Genomic DNA, 18995 nt, shown 5'->3' on the forward strand with positions numbered 1-18995 from the left:
GCTGCTTACACTGACCAACCCAGAGGCCGGACCTTGCCATGCACGACCTGGACGACCACCAGTGGCGCGAACTGCTTGCCCGCCTGCGCCGCTTTGCCGTGTGGCTGACCCGCGAGCCGGGCAGCGCCGATGACCTGGTGCAGGCCACGGTCGAGCGGGCCCTGAGCCGGCGCGCTCAACAACGTGACGCCGATGCGCTGCGCGCCTGGTTGTTCACCATCCTTTATCGGCTGTTCCTCGACGGTAAACGTCGCGAGCGCCTGCATGCACGCTGGCTGTCCTGGTTCGGCCGTGGTGAACGTGATGAAGAGCCGGTTGGCGACAACCTCGAAGCCATCGTCCAGGCCCAGGCCGACCTGCAGGCGTTTGCCCGGTTGACGGCGGAGCAGCGTGCCTTGCTGCTGCTGGTCACTGTCGAAGGCCTGAGCTACAAGGAGGCCGCCCAGGCACTTGGCATCCCCATCGGCACCGTGATGTCGCGCCTGTCGCGCGCGCGCAATGCCTTGCGCCAGCTGACCGAGGGAGCCCCCCAGCCACCAGCCTTGCGGAGACTGAAATGACGCGCCTGATCCCCAGCGAAGACGAATTGCACGCGTATGTCGATGAGCGCCTGGAGCCTGCACGCCGCGCCGAGGTGCACGCCTGGCTGGCGGCCAACCCGCAGGCCGCGGCCAAGGTCGAGGGCTGGCGTGCCGATGCCCGCCGCTTGCGCGCGGCGTTGGCCGGCTTTGCCGACCTGCCTGGGGCGGCGCAGCTGGACCTGGGCCAGTTGCAGCGGCAAGTACGCCAGCGCCGTCAGCGCCGCTGGGCCAGGGCGGCAGTGCTGCTGCTGGCATTGGGCGTGGGCGGGCTGGGCGGTTGGCAGGTGCGCGACGCGACCCTGGCGCAGGCGAATCTGCCGATGGCCGATGCCGTCCAGGCGCACCGCCTGTTTGCCGGCAGCGAGGCGCTGGATATCCAGGCCAGCGACCCGGCGCAGTTGCGCGACTGGCTGGGCCGGCATTTCAGCCGCGTGGGCCAGTTGCCGGACCTGGCAGGTTATGGTTTCAAACCGGTGGGCGCGCGCTTGCTCAGCAACGAGCAAGGGCCGGCGGCGTTGCTGGTGTTCGAGGATGGCAAGGGGCAGCGCATCAGCCTGTTCCTGCGGTCACCGGGCGAGCAGTACCGGCGCATGCCGGATGGGCAGCGGGTGGACGGCCAGCTGGAGGCGCGGTACTGGTCGCACGGGGCCTACAACTTTGCCTTGGTCAGCGCGGCGGACGATGTGCGCGGGGCAGGGGTAGGCGAGGCGTTGCGGTTGGGATTGTGAGCTGCACGGGTGCGCCGCCGCAGGGCGGCCTGGTTTTCTGAAAGGCCGACCCTGCGGGGCACCAAGGCTAGTCGATCAGCTCAACTCCAGCCAGATCGGTGCATGGTCCGAAGGCTTTTCCATCCCGCGCAGTTCGTAATCCACGCCCGCGGCCTTGAGCCGTGGCACCAGGTGCTGCGAAGCCATGATCAGGTCGATGCGCAGGCCGCGCTTGGGCTCGTCCTCGAAACCACGGCTGCGGTAGTCGAACCAGCTGAAGCGGTCGGCCACGTCCGGGTGCAGGTGGCGGAAGCTGTCGACCAGGCCCCAGCCTTTCAGGCGCTCAAGCCACTCCCGCTCTTCCGGCAGGAAGCTGCACTTGCCGGTCTTGAGCCAGCGCTTGGCATTGTCCGGGCCGATGCCGATGTCGCAGTCCTGCGGCGAGATATTCATGTCGCCCATCACCAGCAGTGGCTGGTCATTGCGGAACTGGCCTTCCAGCAGCGCCTGCAGGTCGCCGTAGAAGCGCTGCTTGGCCGGGAACTTGGTGGGATGGTCGCGGCTTTCGCCTTGGGGAAAGTAGCCGTTCATGATGGTGATCGGGTTGCCGTCGGCATCGGCGAAGGTGCCCCAGATGAAGCGGCGCTGGGCATCTTCCTCATCGGTGGCAAAGCCCTTGTGCAGGCTCAGCGGTGCCTCGCGCGACAGCAGCGCGACGCCATAATGGCCTTTCTGGCCGTGGTAATGCACGTGGTAACCCAGTGCCTGCACGTCTGCCTGTGGGAACTGATCGTCGCTGACCTTGGTTTCCTGCAGGCCGATCACGTCCGGCTGGTGCTTTTCGATCAGTGCCGCCAGCTGGTGCGGTCGGGCTCGCAGGCCGTTGATGTTGAAACAGACGATCTTCATGGAAAGACAATCCCGGTAAAAGGCGCGATGCTAGCTGACATCGCCTGTCATCACCAGCATGGCGGCTTCGCGGGGCGGCTGCTAACGTGCTTTGCAGGGGGAACGATGCTCGCTGAGGCACCCCAAGGCACTGTCTGCCCATTCCAGGAGGTTTGCCCGCAATGCCCGAAACCACTGCCGCTCCGGCGCGTGTGTGCCTGCTCGACGACGGCTACAGCCGTGAAGCGCGTTCACTGTTGTACAACGCCTACCGCCACGAACCGACCTTCGCCTATATCTTCGAGGCCCAGCGCCCGGGTTATGAGCGGCGCCTGCGGGTGATGGTGCGCGAGTGGGTTCGCCAGCACTTCTACCTGCAACTGCCGGCCATCGGCCTGCTGCTGGAGGACCGCCTGATCGCCCTGGCCCTGATCGTGCCGCCGCTACGGCGGCTGGGCGTGGCCGACAGCTGGGCCTGGCGCCTGCGCATGATGCTGGGTACCGGCCTGCGCTGCACCCGCCGCTACATGGACTACCAGGCTGCCCTGGCCAGCTGTCTGCCCAGCGAAAAAGTCCATGTGCTGCCGTTGTTGGGGGTTCACCCGCAGTTTCAGGGCAAGCAGTACGGCGAGCAATTGTTGCAAGCTGTGCACGACTGGTGCGCAGCCGACGCGAGCACCCAGGGAGTGGTACTGGACACCGGAAACGAGCACTACCTGGCGTTTTATCAGCGCCAGGGCTATGAAGAAATTGGAGAGGTGGCTGTAGGGCCAATCCGAGAGAGGGTGTTCTTTCATCCCAACCCGGTCTCGTCCGATTCCGCTTTTGCCTGAGCGGGCAGCGCAGCGGCTCCCTTGAGCGCGCGGCTCTGGTAGCATGCGCCGCATGACGTATTCAGGAAGATTGACCTGGGGCCTGGTTATCTGGGCCGCCAGTTTCGCAGCATGGGGCCAGAGCGAGTTGCTGGTGAAGGTAAAACCGGCCAACAAGGCGCTCAAGGCCAATGTCGAAGGTTACATCGGTACCCTTGGCGACCGCGATGAGGAAGCGCTGCTGCGCTTCAGTCGCGGCGCCCAGGAGCAGGCGCGCAAAGCGGCACAGGCACTTGGCTACTATCAGGCGCAGATCGATACCGAGGTCAAGCCTGCCAGCGCGGCTGACCATTCCCCGCAACTGATCATCACCATCACCCCGGGCGAGCCGGTTCGCCTGCGCAACGTGATCGTGCGCATCGAAGGGCCGGCCAGCGAGCTGAAGGCCTTTCGCGTGCCCGACAGCAAGGCGCTACGTGCAGGTGAACAACTCAACCATGGCCATTACGAAGATGCCAAACGGCTGATCCAGAACCAGGCTTCGCGCTATGGCTTTTTCAATGGGCGCTTCAGCCGCCAGCGCCTGGCGGTCGACCCCCAGGCAGGCGTGGCCGACATCGAGCTGGTCTACCAGAGCGGCCCACGCTACCGCCTGGGCGCCGTTACCTTCGGCGGCGACACCCCGCTGGACGATGACCTGCTGCAGCGCATGGTCTCGTTCAAGCCGGGTACACCCTACGACTCCGAACTGGTCGCCGAACTGAACAACGACCTGCAATCGAGCGGTTACTTCGAAGGCGTGCGCGTGGATGCAGCGCCCACCGCTGCGGTCGGTGAGGAAGTGCCGGTGGACGTCCACCTGCAAACACGCAAGCCGCGCACCCTGGGCCTGGGCCTGGGCTTCTCGACCGACGTCGGCCCGCGTGGCAAGGCCAACTGGACCCGCCACTGGGTCAACCCGCAAGGCCACAGCTATGGCTGGGAAACCGAACTGTCGGCACCCCGGCAGAACGTCGGCCTGTGGTACGACATACCGCTCGACCCGCCGCTGACCGACAAGCTGCGCTTCGCTGGCGGCTACCAGAACGAGGAACTCGCCGGCACCGATACCCTCAGTAAACTGCTGACGGTCGGCCCCGAGTGGCACAGCAAGCTGCCCAGCGGCTGGCAGCGGGTAATTTCGCTCAAGTACCAGCGTGAGGAGTATCGCCTGGGCGATGATTCGGGGTTGAGCAACCTGCTGATGCCGGGGGTCAGCTTCTCCTTCTTGCGCAGTGACAACCGGATCGACCCGCACAACGGCTACCGCCTGCAGTTCGATGTGCAGGCCGCCAAGGAAGGCCTGGTCTCGGACACCAACCTGTTGCATGGCAACGTGCTGCTCAAGGGCCTGACCACCCTTGGCCACAACCACCGGCTGCTCGGCCGGGTGCAGTTCGGTGGCAGTGCGACCAATGGTTTCAGGAACAACGTTCCGCCTTCACTGCGCTTCTTCGCCGGTGGCGACCAGAGCGTGCGCGGCTACGACTACCAGACCCTGTCGCCGAAGAACAGCGACGGTGATCGCATTGGCGGGCGTTACCTGGTAGCTGGCAGTGTCGAGTACCAGTATTCGCTGAGCGAGAAGTGGCGGCTGGCTACCTTCGTCGATCAGGGTAACTCGTTCAACGACCTTGAACTGCCGAGCCTGAAGACCGGCGTCGGTTTTGGTGTGCGCTGGGTATCGCCGGTCGGGCCATTGCGCCTGGACCTGGCCAGGGCGCTGGATGACGAAGGGGGCATTCGCCTGCACTTTTCCATGGGGCCTGAGCTGTGAAACGTGTGATCAAGTACCTGCTGACGGGCCTGCTCGGGGTAATTGCGAGCCTGGGCATGGCATTGGGCCTGCTACTGGGGACCGAGGCGGGCAGCCGCTGGGTGCTGGGCCGGGTGCCCGCGCTTGAAGTGACCGACTTCGAGGGCCGCCTGGCCGGTCGCTGGCAAGCCAGCCGGCTGGTCTGGGCCGACGGCGACAGCAAGGTCGAAGTGCAGGCGCCACTGCTGGGCTGGTCGCCGGCATGCTTGCTGCGCGCCACCCTGTGCATCAACCAGTTGCAGGCGCAACGCATCGAGATGGCCTTTGCGCCCGGTTCCGAGCCGGCCGAGAGCGGCCCGCTGCAGTTGCCGGCCGTGCGCTTGCCGGTGGCTGTCGAGTTGGGTGAAGTCAAGGTCGGCCAGTTGCGCCTGGACGGCAGCGACCTGCTTGGTGACCTGCAACTGGCAGCGCACTGGACCGCAACCGGGATGCGCATCGACAACCTGCAATTGCAGCGCGACGATCTGCAATTGAAGCTGCAGGGCAACCTGCAGCCCGAAGGTGACTGGCCGGTGCAACTCCAGGCTCAGGTGCAATTACCAGCGATAGACGGCAAGCCCTGGCAGCTGGCGTTGAGCGCCAGCGGTGGACTGCAGACGAGCCTGAAGCTCGCCGGTACCAGCAGCGGTTACCTCGACGCCACGTTGAACGGGCAACTGCAGGCGCTGGCCGAGCATCTGCCGGCGGCCTTGCAGATACGCTCCGAGGCATTCAAGCCAGCCGGCTCGCTGCCCGACACCCTGCAGTTCAACCAGCTCAGCCTCGATGCCAAGGGCGACCTGCTGACGGGTTATCAGCTATCGGGCTCCGCCAGTCTGCCCGCCGAGCAGTCGCCAGTGGCCTTGCTGTTGTCTGGCGTGGTCGACAGCAAAGGGGCCAGGCTGGATGCCCTGGACCTGAGCGCCAGCGACACCCAGCGTGTCAAGCTGCAAGCCACCGCCGACTGGCAGCAAGGGCTGGCCGGCGACGCGCAACTGGACTGGCAGGACTTCCCGTGGCTGCGCCTGTACCCGCTGCAGACGCCGCCTCAGGTCACGCTCAAGCGCTTCATCGCCCAGGTGCATTATCGCGATGGCAATTTCCAAGGTAGTTTCAATGGCGACCTGGACGGCCCGGCCGGACCGTTCAGCCTGGCCAGCCCGTTCCAAGGGGACCTGAGCCAGGTCACGCTGCCGCAACTGGCGCTGACTGCCGGGCAAGGCAAGGCTGAAGGCAGCGTTGCCGTAGATTTTGCCGAGCACCTGGCATGGGACGTTGCCCTGCAGCTTTCAGCGCTCGACCCGGCCTATTGGCTGGCCGAACTGCCAGGCACCTTGGCGGGGCCGCTGCGCAGCAAAGGCGAGCTCAAGGGTGATGCGCTGAGCCTGGAGGCCCAGCTTGACCTGAAAGGCCGTCTGCGCGGTCAGCCGGCAGTACTCAAGGTCGATACCCAGGGGGCCGGGGAGCGTTGGACGCTGGGCGCGTTGGCCATCCAGCTAGGTGACAACCGGATCAATGGCAGTGGCAGTCTGCAGCAGCGCCTGGCCGGGCGGATCGACCTCGACCTGCCGCGGCTGGGCCAGTTGTGGCCAAGGCTGCAGGGCCAGGTCAAGGGCCGGCTGGACATCGCCGGTACCTTGCAGGCCCCGCAAGGTACGCTGGCCCTGCAAGGCCAGCAGCTGGCCCTGGGCGAAAACCGTCTTCAGCAACTGGGCCTGGATGCTCGCCTGGACAACGCCCAGCGCGGCGTGATCGCGCTCAAGGCCGGCGGCATCCACCTGGGTGACACGGCGTTGGGCACCCTGCAGGCCAACGGCAAGGGCGACATTCGCCAGCAGGCCCTGACCCTGGCGCTGGATGGCCCGCAACTCAAACTCGACCTGGGCCTGGATGGCCAGTTGAACAAGAGTGACTGGCGTGGGCGCCTGGCCAGCGGGCGGGTCCAGGCCGGTGGCCAGGACTGGCAGTTGCAGGCACCAGCGCGCCTGCAGCGGCTGGCCAGCGGCCAGCTGGACTTCGGTGCCCATTGCTGGCGCTCTGGCCGGGCCAGCCTGTGCGGCGACGACCAGCGCCTGGCCCCCGAGCCACGCTTGCGCTACCACCTCAAGCAGTTCCCGCTGGACAGCCTGGCCCAATGGCTGCCGAAAGACTTCGCCTGGCAGGGGCTGCTCAACGCCGACATCAATCTGGACATTCCGGCCAGCGGCCCGAAGGGCAGCATCGTCGTCGACGCCAGTGGCGGCACCCTGCGCGTGCGTGACAAGGACCGCTGGGTCGACTTCCCGTACCAGGCCCTGCGCCTGGACAGCACGCTGGCGCCGCGGCGTATCGATACTCGCCTGGTGTTCCGTGGCCAGCGCCTGGGTGAGCTGAACGTCAATACCCGTCTCGACCCGCTAGGCAAGAACAAGCCATTGTCAGGCGACTTCCGCCTGGCCGGCCTCGACCTGTCAGTGGCGCGGCCGTTCGTGCCGATGGTCGAGCGCCTGGCCGGGCTGCTCAATGGCAGCGGGCGGCTGTCGGGTACCCTGCTGGCGCCGCAGGTCAATGGCAACCTGATGCTTCGCGGTGGCGAGATCAGCGGTGCCGAGTTGCCGGTCAGCTTCAAGAACCTGTCGTTGCAGGCATTGATCGCTGGTGAACAGGTGCAACTCGAGGGTGACTGGCGCAGTGGCGAGGCGGGGCATGGCCAGTTGCGTGGCGACCTCACCTGGGGCCAGGCACTGGGCATGGACCTGCGCCTGCAAGGCCAGCAATTGCCTGTTACGGTCGAACCCTATGCAACGCTGGAGGTCGCCCCGGAGCTGGCCCTGCGCCTGATCGACGACAAGCTGGCGGTTACCGGCAAGGTGCAGGTACCCAAAGGCACCATCACTGTGCGTGAGCTGCCGCCGTCCACCGTGAAAGTGTCGGATGACACGGTGATCGTCGGCCACCAGACCGAAGAGGGTACGCCACCCATGGCAATAGCCATGGACATCGACGTCGAAGTGGGGCGCGACAAGCTGTCGTTCAGTGGCTTTGGTTTGAAGGCCAACTTGCTCGGCCATGTGCACATCGGCGATAACCTTGATACCCGTGGCGAGCTGAGCCTGGCTGACGGCCGCTACCGTGCCTACGGCCAGCGCCTGACCATTCGCCGTGCGCGGCTACTGTTTGCCGGGCCTATCGACCAGCCGTACCTGGACATCGAAGCGATCCGCAAGGTTGACGACGTGATTGCCGGTATCCGCTTGACCGGCAGCGCAGAGCAGCCCACCACGAAGGTGTTCTCGGAGCCGGCCATGAGCCAGGAACAGGCATTGTCGTACCTGGTGCTGGGGCGGCCATTGGGCGCCTCCGGCGAAGACAACAACATGCTTGCCGAGGCGGCTTTGGGCCTGGGCCTGGCCGGTAGCGCCGGCATCACCAGCAGCCTGGCTTCAAGTTTGGGGATCGACGACTTCCAGCTGGACACCGAAGGTTCCGGCACCACCACCAGTGTGGTCGCCAGCGGCAACCTTACCGAGAAGCTGAGCCTGCGCTACGGGGTGGGGGTGTTCGAGCCTGCCAACACCATTGCGTTGCGCTACAAGCTGAGCAAGAAGGTCTACCTCGAAGCTGCCAGCGGGCTGGCCAGTTCACTGGACATTTTCTACAAGCGCGACTTCTGAGCCGCGCAAGGGGCGGCGGTCAACGGACGGTGGCCGCCTCGATGAACTCGTTGGTATCCGGTGAATGCGGCGGGCTGGGGGCGCGTACCGGGATGATCTGGCTGGTGTATTCCTCGATCAAGCGGTTGAGGGCTTCTGGTGGTTCGCTGGCTTGGAATTGCATGCGGATCTGCACCTCGTCGGGGTCACGGTTTTCTCCCTGACGGCCTTGGCCGCCGATCGAGACCTTGAAGCTTGCCGCACTGTCTTCGCCAGTGTCCCTCAGTGCCCGTTGTGCTTCAGTGCCTTTGACCCGGACGGACAGGTCGACCTGCATGCGCTCCAGGGCCAGGCCCTTGGGCGATACCAGCGCGAACAGCGGTACCCGCATGATGTGCTGGCCGTCCATGGCCACCTCGACCATCTTGGCTTTCATGGGCGCGCCCAATGCCTCGGTGTCGCATTCGAAGAACTGGTCGAACAGGTTGATGTATTGCTGCGCGATCAGACTGTTGGTGGCGCTGGCGGCTTGCTGCAGGCCACGGGTGATTTCGCGCAGGTCGATTGACGTCATCGGGGCGGGTAGGGTGTCCACTCACTTGGCTCCTCTGGCGGGTAGTTCCCCCACCACGCAGATGGGGGAGGTGCGGGTTTCTGTGGCTCAAGGAGCTGCGGCGCCGGCTCCTGCACCAGCACCAGCACCAGCACCAGCACCGGTTCCAGCGCTGGCGCTGTTTTTCAGCGTGTCGGCCTTCGAGATCGCCTCCGGGCTATCCAGTTTTGCCGAGCCGACGACGGTCGGTTTGGTGGCGGCGTCGGTAAGGAAGTCGATCACTCGCATCAGCGCTTCTGGTGGTTCCTGGCGCTTGATGGTGGTGTTGAAGGCATAGCGGGCGCGGGTATCGGTCTTGCGGGTTTGCGTGGACTTGTGGCTGATGCTGCCTTTCATGTTCAGTCGGAACGGCCCCCAGCCCAGCGAGGCGGCCATTGTGCCGCTCTTTTCGCTGCTGGAGGTGTCTTCCGCCGACTGTTGGATGGTCAGTTCGAATTCGACTTTACCTTCTTCGATGGCAATGTTCGGGTGGGTGATGGCCGCCAGCAGCGGCACTTTCATGGTCTTGCTGACCACGCCTTTGTATTCACCCTGTTCGTCGACGATGGTTTCGTCGTAGTCGAACTGGATGGCGACCGCCTTGCCGTCCTGTATGCAGACTTGCATCAGGAAGTCGGCATACGACTTGCTCGCGGTGACCTGGGCCTGGACCATGGCTTGCAGGGGGCCGGCAATCATGCGATCCATCGGCAAGGAGTTGATGACGGATCCGATGAGGCTGTTATCTATCATGACTGGTGTCTCTTTCTGGTTGGGTGTGACAAGCGATCGTTAGCGACCGGGCACGGTGGTAGGGAATCAGCGAGCGCACGCTTCCTGGCGCCGGATGTTGCCGATCTGGCGCAGGCTGAGGCCGTATTTGTTGGCCAGCAGGCTGCGTGACAAGCCGCTGGCGCTTTCTTTCTGAATTTGCTGGTTGCGCAGTTGGCGCAGGAAGTGGTCTGCCTTGGGAATCTCCAGGGCGACCCCGGCAAAGCGCTTGATCAACGCATCAAGTGCTTCGGCTGGCAGCACATCGGCGAGCTTGGTGCGCTCGCGATGCTTGGGGATGTACTTGGGCCTGCCGCCGTAGGCGCAGGTGAGCTGGTAGGCATTGTCGATGCCGATGCAGTCGATCAGGGACTGCAGCGAATGGGGCAGTTGGCTGATATCGATGTGGCTCAAGTCTGGCAATTCCATGTGGTGCTCCTTGGGATGGATGGGATTACAACCCGATCACCAGCGGCGTTTATGTCGACGGTGTGACTGAATTCTCTGCGACGGGTAAAGCGGTCGCTAGGCGACATAGGGGTTGGGGCTTGTAGCCTCGGAGAACAGGAATTGCAGGCAGCGATATCCAGCGCTGTAGGACATGGCTTCAACAATTGGCTGTGGCGGGTGGTTTCCCATTAAGCCTCTCCCGGCTCTGCTTGCAGGGTCTGGCAACCCTCAATCGCACGGATAGCTGCTGAGCAGGCTGGCGCCACGCAAGTAAGCTTCAGGGGTGTGGAGCATGCTTTGCGGCAGCGCGCGCCAATCGACCAGCAAGCACAGCGCATGCAGCGGCTGGCCATCACGCTGGCCAATGACCTGGTCGGCAAAGTTGCGTCGGTACAACGCCTGGGTTTGCTGCTGCGCTTGCACCCGGTCAGCTCGGGCCAAGGTTTGCCGGGCCAGCTCGGGCAGCAGCGCTGGCGCTACGCTGAAATGCAGCGATGCACTGTTTGCCTGGAGGTAGCCGGCCTGGCGGACGCGTTGCCATAGTTGTTGCCACTGGCTGGCACCGGCCTGGGCCGCCAGGTCGCGTCCCAGTTCGAGCAGTTGCTCGGGCGAGGCCTGGCGGGTATCGAGTGCATGAAGGGAAAAGGGTGTGAAAAACAGGGATGCGAACAACAGGGGTTTGTACATGGGGCCTCCGGCGGTAAGTGCTTGGGAGCGCCATGCTTGCAGGCAACCGCCACCCCACCCAGCAGGAAATGCAGCGCCGGGGCCAGTGGGCGTTGTATCATTGCCGCCGCTTATTGCGAGCCATTTGCCCCAGATGTTGCAAGGAACCTTCGATGACACATGTGCAGCGCCTCAAATACTCCCTTCTGATCATCCTGGTCGTACTGGGCCTGATGCTGGGCCTGTCCCACTTGCAGAAGCAGGGTACGATCAGTGAGCAGACCTTCCAGATGCTGGCGATTGCCATTGCCGTGGTGGTGGTGGTCATCAATGGTATCTTGCGGCGCAAGGTCAAGCCCTGACCTGTGCGGGCCGGCCAGCCGTGGCCGGCCGTGCCCTCAGCGTGGAGGTGTTTGCTCCAGCACGGCGCGCGCCTGGGGGTTGAGGCTGTAGCATTTGTCGCTGCCCAGCTGGATGACGCCTTCGGCGCACAGGCGCTTGAGCACTTCGCGCACGCTGAGGAACGACAGCGGGATATCCAGCTGCTGCAGCTGCGCATGCACGCCACGCACACCAATGCTGCGGCCATTGCGCTGGGCGACGTGCAGGGCGTCGATCACCTTGAGGCGGATAAGGCTGGTGCGCAGGCCGAAGGTGCGCAACAGCGCGCGGATCTGTTCGTTGCCAGTACGTTCGTCGGCCAGTGCGTCCTGTCCCTGGGGCGCCTTGTCCGGGCTGCGACCGGCCTGGATCGAGGATTGCGGGTTGTACATGTGAATGCTCCTTTTCGTCGACGAACCCGAAAATATGGGTGCCTCAATGACTAGGACGAATGAGAACGAAAAAACTGCAGCCCATCCGCGAAAAAAATGCCGGTTCATGTTCAAGACGTATCATCCGCCGCGCTTAGGTAAAATTTTCATCTGGCCATTCGTCTGCTCGGGATGACCCCCGAACTCGAGGAATGCCTGTGTTTTCAATCTCCCGTCCCATGACGTGCGCTGGCCTGACCGCCGCTCTGCTAGCCCTCGGTGCAGGCGCAGCGGCGCAGCCGGCCGCAGTCGATGCCAGCGCGCAGATTCGCCGTACCAGCTACGGCGTGCCGCATATCGTGGCCAAGGACGAGCTTGGCCTGGGCTACGGTATCGGCTATGCCTATGCGCAGGACAACCTATGCTTGCTGGCCAACGAGGTGCTCACGGTCAGCGGGGAACGTTCCCGTTACTTCGGGGCCAGGGGCAAGACCTTGGAGCAACGCGACAACCTGGCCAGTGATGTGTTCTTCAACTGGCTCAACAGCCCGTCAGCAGTGAGTGCGTTCCTGCAGGCGCAACCGGCCCCGGTCCGGGCGTTGCTGGCGGGATATGCCAGTGGCTACAACCGGGCGCTGGCCGAGCGCCGTCGCCAAGGCTTGCCCGCCGAATGCGGCAGTGGCGAGTGGCTGCGGCCGATCAGCAGCGAAGACCTGATCAAGCTGACCCGTCGGTTGCTGGCCGAAGGTGGCATTGGGCAGTTCGTCGAGGCACTGGCGCAGGCGCAACCGCCAACGCTGGCCAGCCGGCAGGCCGCGAGCGGCTTTGCCACGGCACTGGCCCGCCAGGAGCGTTTCGCCCTGGAGCGCGGCAGCAATGCCGTTGCCGTAGGCGCTCAGCGTTCGGCCAATGGTCACGGTCTGTTGCTGGCCAACCCGCACTTCCCGTGGAGTGGGGGCATGCGTTTCTACCAGATGCAGCTGACCATTCCCGGCGCGCTCGATGTGATGGGGGCGGCATTGCCGGGGCTGCCAGTGGTCAACATTGGTTTCAACCAGCACCTGGCCTGGACGCACACCGTCGATACGTCGCAGCACTTTACCCTGTACCGCCTGCAGCTCGATCCCAAGGACCCGACTCGCTACCTGCTCGATGGCAAGTCGCTGCCGCTGACCCGGCATACCGTCAGCGTTGTGGTCAAGGCCGAAGACGGCAGCCTGAGCCAGGTGCAACGCCAGGTCTACAGTTCGCATTTCGGCCCGGTGGTGCAATGGCCCGGGCGCCTGGACTGGGATGCTCATGCGGCCTACAGCTTGCGCGATGCCAACCTGGAGAACACCCGGGTATTGCAGCAGTGGTACCAGATCAATCGCGCCGACAGCCTGGCGGTGCTGCAGGGGGCGGTCGAGCGGCTGCAGGGTATTCCCTGGGTCAACACGCTGGCTGTGGACCAGGCCGGCCAGGCCTTGTACCTGAACCAGTCGGTGGTGCCCTATGTCGATCAGCCGTTGCTGGAGGCGTGCAGCAATCCACAGGCGTCGGGGCGTCTGGTGGTGCTGGATGGCTCGCGCAGCGGGTGCGCATGGAAGGTGGATGCGCAGGCGGCGCAGCCGGGGATCTTCCCGGCAAGGCTGCTGCCCAGCCTTCAGCGTACGGATTTCGTACAGAACTCCAACGACCCGGCCTGGATGACCAACCCGGCGCAGCCGCTGACCGGTTACTCGCCACTGATAAGTCGTAGTGACCAGCCGCTGGGCATGCGCGGCCGTTTTGCTCTGCAACGCCTGCAGGGCGAGGCCCGGTTGGGTATCGACGAGTTGCAACGCATGGTGACTGACGATGAGGTCTACCTGGCCAGCCTGGTGCTGCCAGACCTGCTGCAGTGGTGCAAGGGCGTCGCTGCCGATGTCCAGGCCGTCTGCAGCAGCCTGGCGGGCTGGAATGGCAAGGCCGACCTCGACAGTGGCATTGGCCTGGTGCACTTCAACAACCTGTTCGAGGCGTTGGCCGAACACCCGGAAAGCTGGCGGGTGGCCTTCGACCCGGCCGACCCGCTGCACACCCCGCGTGGCCTGGCGGTCGAGCAGGCAGCGGTGCGCGAACGGCTGCACCAGGCGGCGCTGGCGTCGCTCAGGCAGGTGAATGAGAGTGGCATGGCAAAGCAGGTGCGCTGGGGGCAGGTGCAGCATGCCGTTGATGGCACGCCAGTACCGGGCGGCCCGCAAGCATTGGGCGTGTACAACGCGATCCACAGCGTGCCGCACGGGCAGGGCAAGCGGTTGGTAGTCAGTGGTACCAGCTACCTGCAACTGGTCAGCTTTACCGACAAGGGGCCGGAGGCTCGCGGCTTGCTGGCATTCTCTCAGTCCAGCGAAGCCGGTTCGGTGCACTTCGGCGACCAGACCAAGGCCTTCTCGGCCAAGCAACTGGCGGCGCTACCGTTTACCGAAGCCCAAATCAAGGCGGACCCTGAGTACCAGCAGTATGTGATCAGTGAGGGAGACAAGGACGCGGTGGCCAGTCAGCCTTGAGGTGCTCACACGGGCACTGCACCGAGGCAGCAAGCGGTGCAGTGGCCGTGTGAGCGGATTTACCCGCGCCAGGATTGCCGGCGCTGCAGCGTCAGGAAAACTCGAACGGCGCCAGCTGAAAGCCTTGCTCATCAACCTGCAATACCCAACCCCGACGGTCCCAGTCACCCAGCACGATGCGCCGCGCCGGTTGCCCATCGACCACCAGCTTGTGAATCGCCGGCCGGTGGGTATGGCCATGCACCAGCGTGCGCACACCATGCGCGGCCATCACCTGCGGTACCTCTTCCGGGGTGACATCGACGATTTCGGTGGCCTTCATCCGCGTTTGCGAGCGGCTTTCGCTGCGCAGCTTGCGCGCCAGCTTGTGGCGCGCCGTCAGCGGCAGGTGACGCAAGAGCCACAGGCTCAGCGGGTTGCGCAGCAGACGACGCAGCTTCATGTAGCCCAGGTCGCGGGTGCACAGGGTGTCGCCATGCATCAGCAACACCTGTTCGCCGCCCAGTTCGATCACGCTGGGATCAACCAGCAATGTGCAGCCCGCGGCTGCGCAGAAGGCCTGGCCAATCAGGAAATCACGGTTGCCATGCATCAGGTAGATGGCCGTACCGCTGTCGCTCAACTGGCGCATGGCCTGGCAGATCGACTGCTGGAAGGGCGTCATGGCATCGTCGCCGATCCACGCTTCGAAGAAGTCGCCCAGAATGTACAAGGCCTGGGCGTGGCGGGCACGGCCATCGAGCAAATCAAGAAACGCCCGGCTAATGTCCGGGCGTTCTTCTTGCAGGTGCAGATCGGAGATCAGCAGGATCACTCAATGATCTCGGCTTTCTCGATGATCACGTCGTCTTTCGGCACGTCCTGGTGGCCGGCCTTGGAGCCGGTTGCGACCTTCTCGATGGCATCGACGATTTCACGGCCTTCGATCACTTCGCCGAACACCGCGTAGCCCCAGCCCTGCACGTTCTTGCCGCTGTGGTTGAGGAAGTCGTTGTCGGCGGCGTTGATGAAGAACTGGGCCGAGGCAGAATGCGGCTCCATGGTGCGGGCCATGGCGATGCTGTACTTCTTGTTCTTCAGGCCGTTGTCGGCTTCGTTCTGGATGCTGGCGCGGGTTTTCTTCTGGCTCATGCCAGGCTCGAAGCCGCCGCCCTGGATCATGAAGCCCTTGATCACGCGGTGGAACACGGTGCCGTTGTAGTGGCCATCCTTGACGTACTGAACGAAGTTTTCGGTAGTCAGCGGCGCTTTCTCGGCGTCCAGTTGCAGGACGATGTCGCCGTGGTTGGTGCTCAGTTTGACTTTGGACATGCTGAAACTCGCTCTTTCAAGGCAATCGGGAATTAGGGTGCGCAGGGCGCGGGTTACCACCTGACGCAGGATCAGGCGATCGCGACACATGGCGCGCACTGGCCATTTTGCCAGGCTGCGGCAAAAAGCCGTGATAAATCGCGGCTGATTGTCCGGGCCCGACTGTCAGCAGCTTGACTGCTTCGGCTATGATAGGCCCTTTGATTCAATCGGCCTACCCAGGCCGGCCACGTGCATTCAAGGATCCTATGAGCAAGCCCACTGCCGACAACGCGCCCAACGCCGCTGCCAAAGGCGCCCCCGCTGTCCCTGCGAACTTCCTGCGGCCGATCATCCAGGCCGACCTGGACTCGGGCAAGCACAGCCGCATCGTTACCCGTTTCCCGCCGGAGCCCAACGGTTACCTGCACATCGGCCACGCCAAGTCGATCTGTGTGAACTTCGGCCTGGCCAAGGAATTCGGGGGCGTCTGCCACCTGCGTTTCGACGATACCAACCCGGCCAAGGAAGACCAGGAATACATCGACGCCATCCAGAGCGATGTCAAGTGGCTGGGCTTCGACTGGGCCGGTGACGTGCGCTACGCCTCCGACTACTTCGACCAGCTGCACGACTGGGCGGTCGAACTGATCAAGCGCGGCAAGGCCTACGTTTGCGACCTCACCCCCGAGCAGGCCAAGGAATACCGCGGCAGCCTCAAGGAGCCGGGCAAGAACAGCCCGTTCCGCGAGCGCAGCGTGGAAGAGAACCTTGACCTGTTCGCCCGCATGAAGGCGGGGGAGTTCAAGGACGGTGAGCGCGTGCTGCGCGCCAAGATCGACATGGCGTCGCCGAACATGAACCTGCGCGACCCGATCCTGTACCGCATCCGCCATGCCCACCACCACCAGACCGGTGACAAGTGGTGCATCTACCCCAACTATGACTTTACCCACGGCCAGTCGGACGCCATCGAGGGCATCACCCACTCGATCTGCACCCTGGAGTTCGAAGGGCATCGGCCGCTGTACGACTGGTTCCTCGACAACCTGCCGGTGCCGGCGCACCCGCGCCAGTATGAGTTCAGTCGCCTGAACCTGAACTACACCATCACTTCCAAGCGCAAGCTCAAGCAACTGGTGGACGAAAAGCATGTCGAAGCCTGGGACGACCCACGCATGTCGACCCTGTCCGGCTTCCGTCGCCGTGGCTACACCCCGGCCTCGATCCGCAACTTCTGCGAAATGATCGGCACCAACCGTTCCGACGGTGTGGTCGACATGTCGATGCTCGAGTTCAGCATCCGTGACGACCTGGACCGCACCGCACCGCGCGCCATGTGCGTGCTGCGCCCGCTGAAGGTGGTCATCACCAACTATCCGCAAGGCCAGGTCGAGCAGCTTGAGCTGCCGCGCCACCCGAAGGAAGACATGGGCGTGCGCGTGCTGCCGTTCTCCCGTGAGCTGTACATCGACCGCGACGACTTCATGGAAGAGCCGCCGAAGGGCTACAAGCGCCTGGAGCCGGCCGGTGAAGTGCGCCTGCGCGGCAGCTACGTGATCCGCGCCGACGAGGCCATCAAGGACGCCGACGGCAACATCGTCGAGCTGCGCTGCTCGTACGACCCGGACACCCTGGGCAAGAACCCTGAAGGGCGCAAGGTCAAGGGCGTGATCCACTGGGTGCCGGCCGAAGGCAGCGTCGAGTGCGAAGTGCGCCTGTATGACCGCCTGTTCCGCTCGCCGAACCCGGAGAAGACCGAGGAGGGCGGCAGCTTCCTGGACAACATCAACCCGGATTCGCTGCAGGTGCTGCGCGGCTGCCGTGCCGAGCCATCGCTGGCCCAGGCTCAGCCCGAGGACCGCTTCCAGTTCGAGCGCGAAGGCTACTTCTGCGCCGACTTGAAAGACAGCCAGCCGGGCCGCCCGGTATTCAACCGCACTGTCACCCTGCGTGACTCCTGGGGCAGCTGAGGAACCGCCGTGCTTACCATCTACAACACCCTGAGCAAAGCCAAGGAAGTCTTCAAGCCGCTGGATGGCAACAAGGTGCGCATGTACGTGTGCGGCATGACCGTGTACGACTACTGCCACCTGGGCCATGGTCGCAGCATGGTGGCCTTCGACCTGGTCACTCGCTGGCTGCGCAAGAGCGGCTACGAGCTGACCTACGTGCGCAACATCACCGACATCGATGACAAGATCATCAACCGGGCCAACGAGAACGGCGAGGCCTTCGACGCCCTGACCGCCCGCATGATCGACGCGATGCACGAAGACGAGCGGCGCCTGAACATCCTGCCGCCGGACCAGGAGCCGCGTGCCACCGACCATATCGCCGGCATGCACGCGATGATCCAGACCCTGATCGACAAGGGCTACGCCTACGCCCCGGGCAATGGCGACGTGTACTACCGCGTCGGCAAGTTCGTCGGCTACGGCAAGCTGTCGCGCAAGAAGATCGAAGACCTGCGTATCGGTGCGCGCATCGAGGTCGATGAAGCCAAGCAGGACCCGCTGGATTTCGTCCTGTGGAAAGGCGCCAAGCCGGGCGAGCCGAGCTGGGAGTCGCCATGGGGGCCGGGGCGTCCGGGCTGGCACATCGAATGCTCGGTGATGTCGACCTGCTGCCTGGGCGAAAGCTTCGACATTCACGGCGGTGGCAGTGACCTGGAGTTCCCGCATCACGAGAACGAAATCGCTCAGAGCGAAGCCGCCACCGGCAAGCAGTACGCCAATGCGTGGATGCACTGCGGCATGATCCGTATCAACGGCGAGAAGATGTCCAAGTCGTTGAACAACTTCTTCACCATTCGTGATGTGCTCGAGAAGTACCATCCCGAGGTGGTGCGCTATCTGCTGGTGGCCAGCCACTACCGCAGCGCGATCAACTACTCGGAAGACAGCCTGCGCGATGCCAAGGGTGCCCTGGAGCGTTTCTATCACGCCTTGCGCGGCCTGCCACGCGTGCCAGCCAAGGGCGGTGAGGCGTTCGTCGAACGCTTCAGCGTGGCGATGAACGACGACTTCGGCACCCCTGAAGCCTGCGCCGTACTGTTCGACCTGGTGCGCGAGATCAACCGCCTGCGCGACAGCGACCCGGACGCGGCCGCGGGCCTGGCCGGTCGCCTGCGTGAACTGGGTGATGTGCTCGGTGTGCTGCAGCTGGAAGCCGATGACTTCCTGCGTGCCGGTGCCGAAGGCAAGGTGGATGCGGCTGAGGTCGAGGCCTTGATCCAGGCGCGCCTGCAGGCGCGTGCAGACAAGAACTGGGCCGAATCTGACCGCATTCGCGACCAGCTGACCGCCATGGGCGTTGTGCTGGAAGACAGCAAGGGTAGTACTACCTGGCGTCTGGCTGACTGATCGGTGACAAGGGGGCTGCTCTGCAGCCCATCGCGACACAAGGCTGCTCCTGCAGGTTGAGGCATGCATTGAATGCAGCGCTATTTCTGCCGGAGCGGCCTTGTGTCGCGATGGGGCGCAAAGC

At 64.2% G+C, this 18995-nt stretch carries 17 protein-coding genes; 9 read left to right on the top strand and 8 right to left on the bottom strand.

What is annotated here, in order from left to right; all coding sequences use genetic code 11:
* Positions 1–38: 38 nt before the first annotated feature.
* Together HU760_RS12145 and HU760_RS12150 are read left to right on the top strand one after the other, a co-directional pair.
* A complete protein-coding gene (locus HU760_RS12145) occupies positions 39–560 on the top strand; it encodes a sigma-70 family RNA polymerase sigma factor (RefSeq protein WP_186674325.1) in 522 nt (173 codons plus the stop codon).
* On the top strand, positions 557–1309 hold the full coding sequence (locus HU760_RS12150) for an anti-sigma factor family protein (protein ID WP_186674324.1): 753 nt from the start codon (positions 557–559) through the stop codon (positions 1307–1309). Before HU760_RS12145 ends, HU760_RS12150 begins: the two co-directional genes overlap by 4 nt.
* Before the next feature lie 75 nt (positions 1310–1384).
* On the opposite strand, the gene xthA is transcribed toward HU760_RS12150, so the two are convergent.
* Positions 1385–2197, bottom strand: coding sequence for an exodeoxyribonuclease III (gene xthA, locus HU760_RS12155; RefSeq protein ID WP_186674323.1), 813 nt, complete (start codon positions 2195–2197; stop codon positions 1385–1387).
* 161 nt (positions 2198–2358) lie between these two features.
* Here xthA and HU760_RS12160 point away from each other — a divergent pair, with 161 nt between their 5' ends.
* From HU760_RS12160 to HU760_RS12170, 3 genes are read left to right on the top strand one after another with little or no spacing between them, the layout of a single operon-like run.
* Positions 2359–3009 (top strand): GNAT family N-acetyltransferase, encoded by a 651-nt coding sequence (locus HU760_RS12160; RefSeq protein WP_186674322.1) that lies wholly within the window; start codon positions 2359–2361, stop codon positions 3007–3009.
* A 52-nt stretch (positions 3010–3061) separates the two neighbouring features.
* Positions 3062–4804: an autotransporter assembly complex protein TamA gene (locus HU760_RS12165; RefSeq protein WP_186674321.1), complete on the top strand. Its 1743-nt coding sequence runs from the start codon at positions 3062–3064 to the stop codon at positions 4802–4804.
* Entirely contained in the window at positions 4801–8475 is a 3675-nt protein-coding gene (locus HU760_RS12170) for a translocation/assembly module TamB domain-containing protein (protein WP_186674320.1), read from the top strand. Before HU760_RS12165 ends, HU760_RS12170 begins: the two co-directional genes overlap by 4 nt.
* 19 nt (positions 8476–8494) lie before the next feature.
* Here the strand turns inward: HU760_RS12170 and HU760_RS12175 are convergent, their stop codons facing one another.
* From HU760_RS12175 to HU760_RS12190, 4 genes are all read right to left on the bottom strand, one after another.
* Positions 8495–9049, bottom strand: coding sequence for a DUF2589 domain-containing protein (locus HU760_RS12175; protein ID WP_367615771.1), 555 nt, complete (start codon positions 9047–9049; stop codon positions 8495–8497).
* A gap of 66 nt (positions 9050–9115) precedes the next feature.
* Positions 9116–9799, bottom strand: a complete 684-nt coding sequence (locus HU760_RS12180; protein WP_186674319.1) for a DUF2589 domain-containing protein — start codon at positions 9797–9799, stop codon at positions 9116–9118.
* A 66-nt stretch (positions 9800–9865) separates the two neighbouring features.
* The gene (locus HU760_RS12185; RefSeq protein WP_186674318.1) at positions 9866–10246 is read right to left on the bottom strand and encodes a Mor transcription activator family protein; all 381 of its coding nucleotides are present in this window, start codon (positions 10244–10246) and stop codon (positions 9866–9868) included.
* Positions 10247–10495: 249 nt separating this feature from the next.
* Positions 10496–10954, bottom strand: a complete 459-nt coding sequence (locus HU760_RS12190) for a hypothetical protein (RefSeq protein WP_186674317.1) — start codon at positions 10952–10954, stop codon at positions 10496–10498.
* A 152-nt stretch (positions 10955–11106) separates the two neighbouring features.
* On the opposite strand from HU760_RS12190, the gene HU760_RS12195 reads away from it, so the two are divergent.
* Positions 11107–11295, top strand: a complete 189-nt coding sequence (locus tag HU760_RS12195) for a hypothetical protein (protein ID WP_003248064.1) — start codon at positions 11107–11109, stop codon at positions 11293–11295.
* Between the two features lie 36 nt (positions 11296–11331).
* Here the strand turns inward: HU760_RS12195 and HU760_RS12200 are convergent, their stop codons facing one another.
* Positions 11332–11706, bottom strand: a complete 375-nt coding sequence (locus HU760_RS12200; RefSeq protein WP_186674316.1) for a fe2+ zn2+ uptake regulation protein — start codon at positions 11704–11706, stop codon at positions 11332–11334.
* 218 nt (positions 11707–11924) lie between these two features.
* On the opposite strand from HU760_RS12200, the gene pvdQ reads away from it, so the two are divergent.
* Positions 11925–14216: a bifunctional acylase PvdQ gene (gene pvdQ, locus HU760_RS12205; protein WP_186674315.1), complete on the top strand. Its 2292-nt coding sequence runs from the start codon at positions 11925–11927 to the stop codon at positions 14214–14216.
* A 91-nt stretch (positions 14217–14307) separates the two neighbouring features.
* On the opposite strand, the gene lpxH is transcribed toward pvdQ, so the two are convergent.
* Positions 14308–15030 carry a UDP-2,3-diacylglucosamine diphosphatase gene (lpxH, locus tag HU760_RS12210; protein ID WP_186674314.1) on the bottom strand — a complete coding sequence of 241 codons (723 nt, stop codon included), beginning with the start codon at positions 15028–15030 and terminating at the stop codon, positions 14308–14310.
* The gene (locus tag HU760_RS12215) at positions 15027–15527 is read right to left on the bottom strand and encodes a peptidylprolyl isomerase (RefSeq protein ID WP_170029693.1); all 501 of its coding nucleotides are present in this window, start codon (positions 15525–15527) and stop codon (positions 15027–15029) included. The genes lpxH and HU760_RS12215 overlap by 4 nt, the downstream gene beginning before the upstream one ends.
* 248 nt (positions 15528–15775) lie before the next feature.
* On the opposite strand from HU760_RS12215, the gene HU760_RS12220 reads away from it, so the two are divergent.
* Both HU760_RS12220 and cysS read left to right on the top strand, forming a co-directional pair.
* Positions 15776–17479 (top strand): glutamine--tRNA ligase/YqeY domain fusion protein, encoded by a 1704-nt coding sequence (locus tag HU760_RS12220; protein WP_186674313.1) that lies wholly within the window; start codon positions 15776–15778, stop codon positions 17477–17479.
* A gap of 9 nt (positions 17480–17488) precedes the next feature.
* Positions 17489–18871 (top strand): cysteine--tRNA ligase, encoded by a 1383-nt coding sequence (gene cysS, locus HU760_RS12225; RefSeq protein ID WP_186674312.1) that lies wholly within the window; start codon positions 17489–17491, stop codon positions 18869–18871.
* The last annotated feature ends 124 nt before the right edge of the window (positions 18872–18995 follow it).

Source organism: Pseudomonas oryzicola (genome assembly GCF_014269185.2).
Lineage (GTDB): Bacteria > Pseudomonadota > Gammaproteobacteria > Pseudomonadales > Pseudomonadaceae > Aquipseudomonas > Aquipseudomonas oryzicola.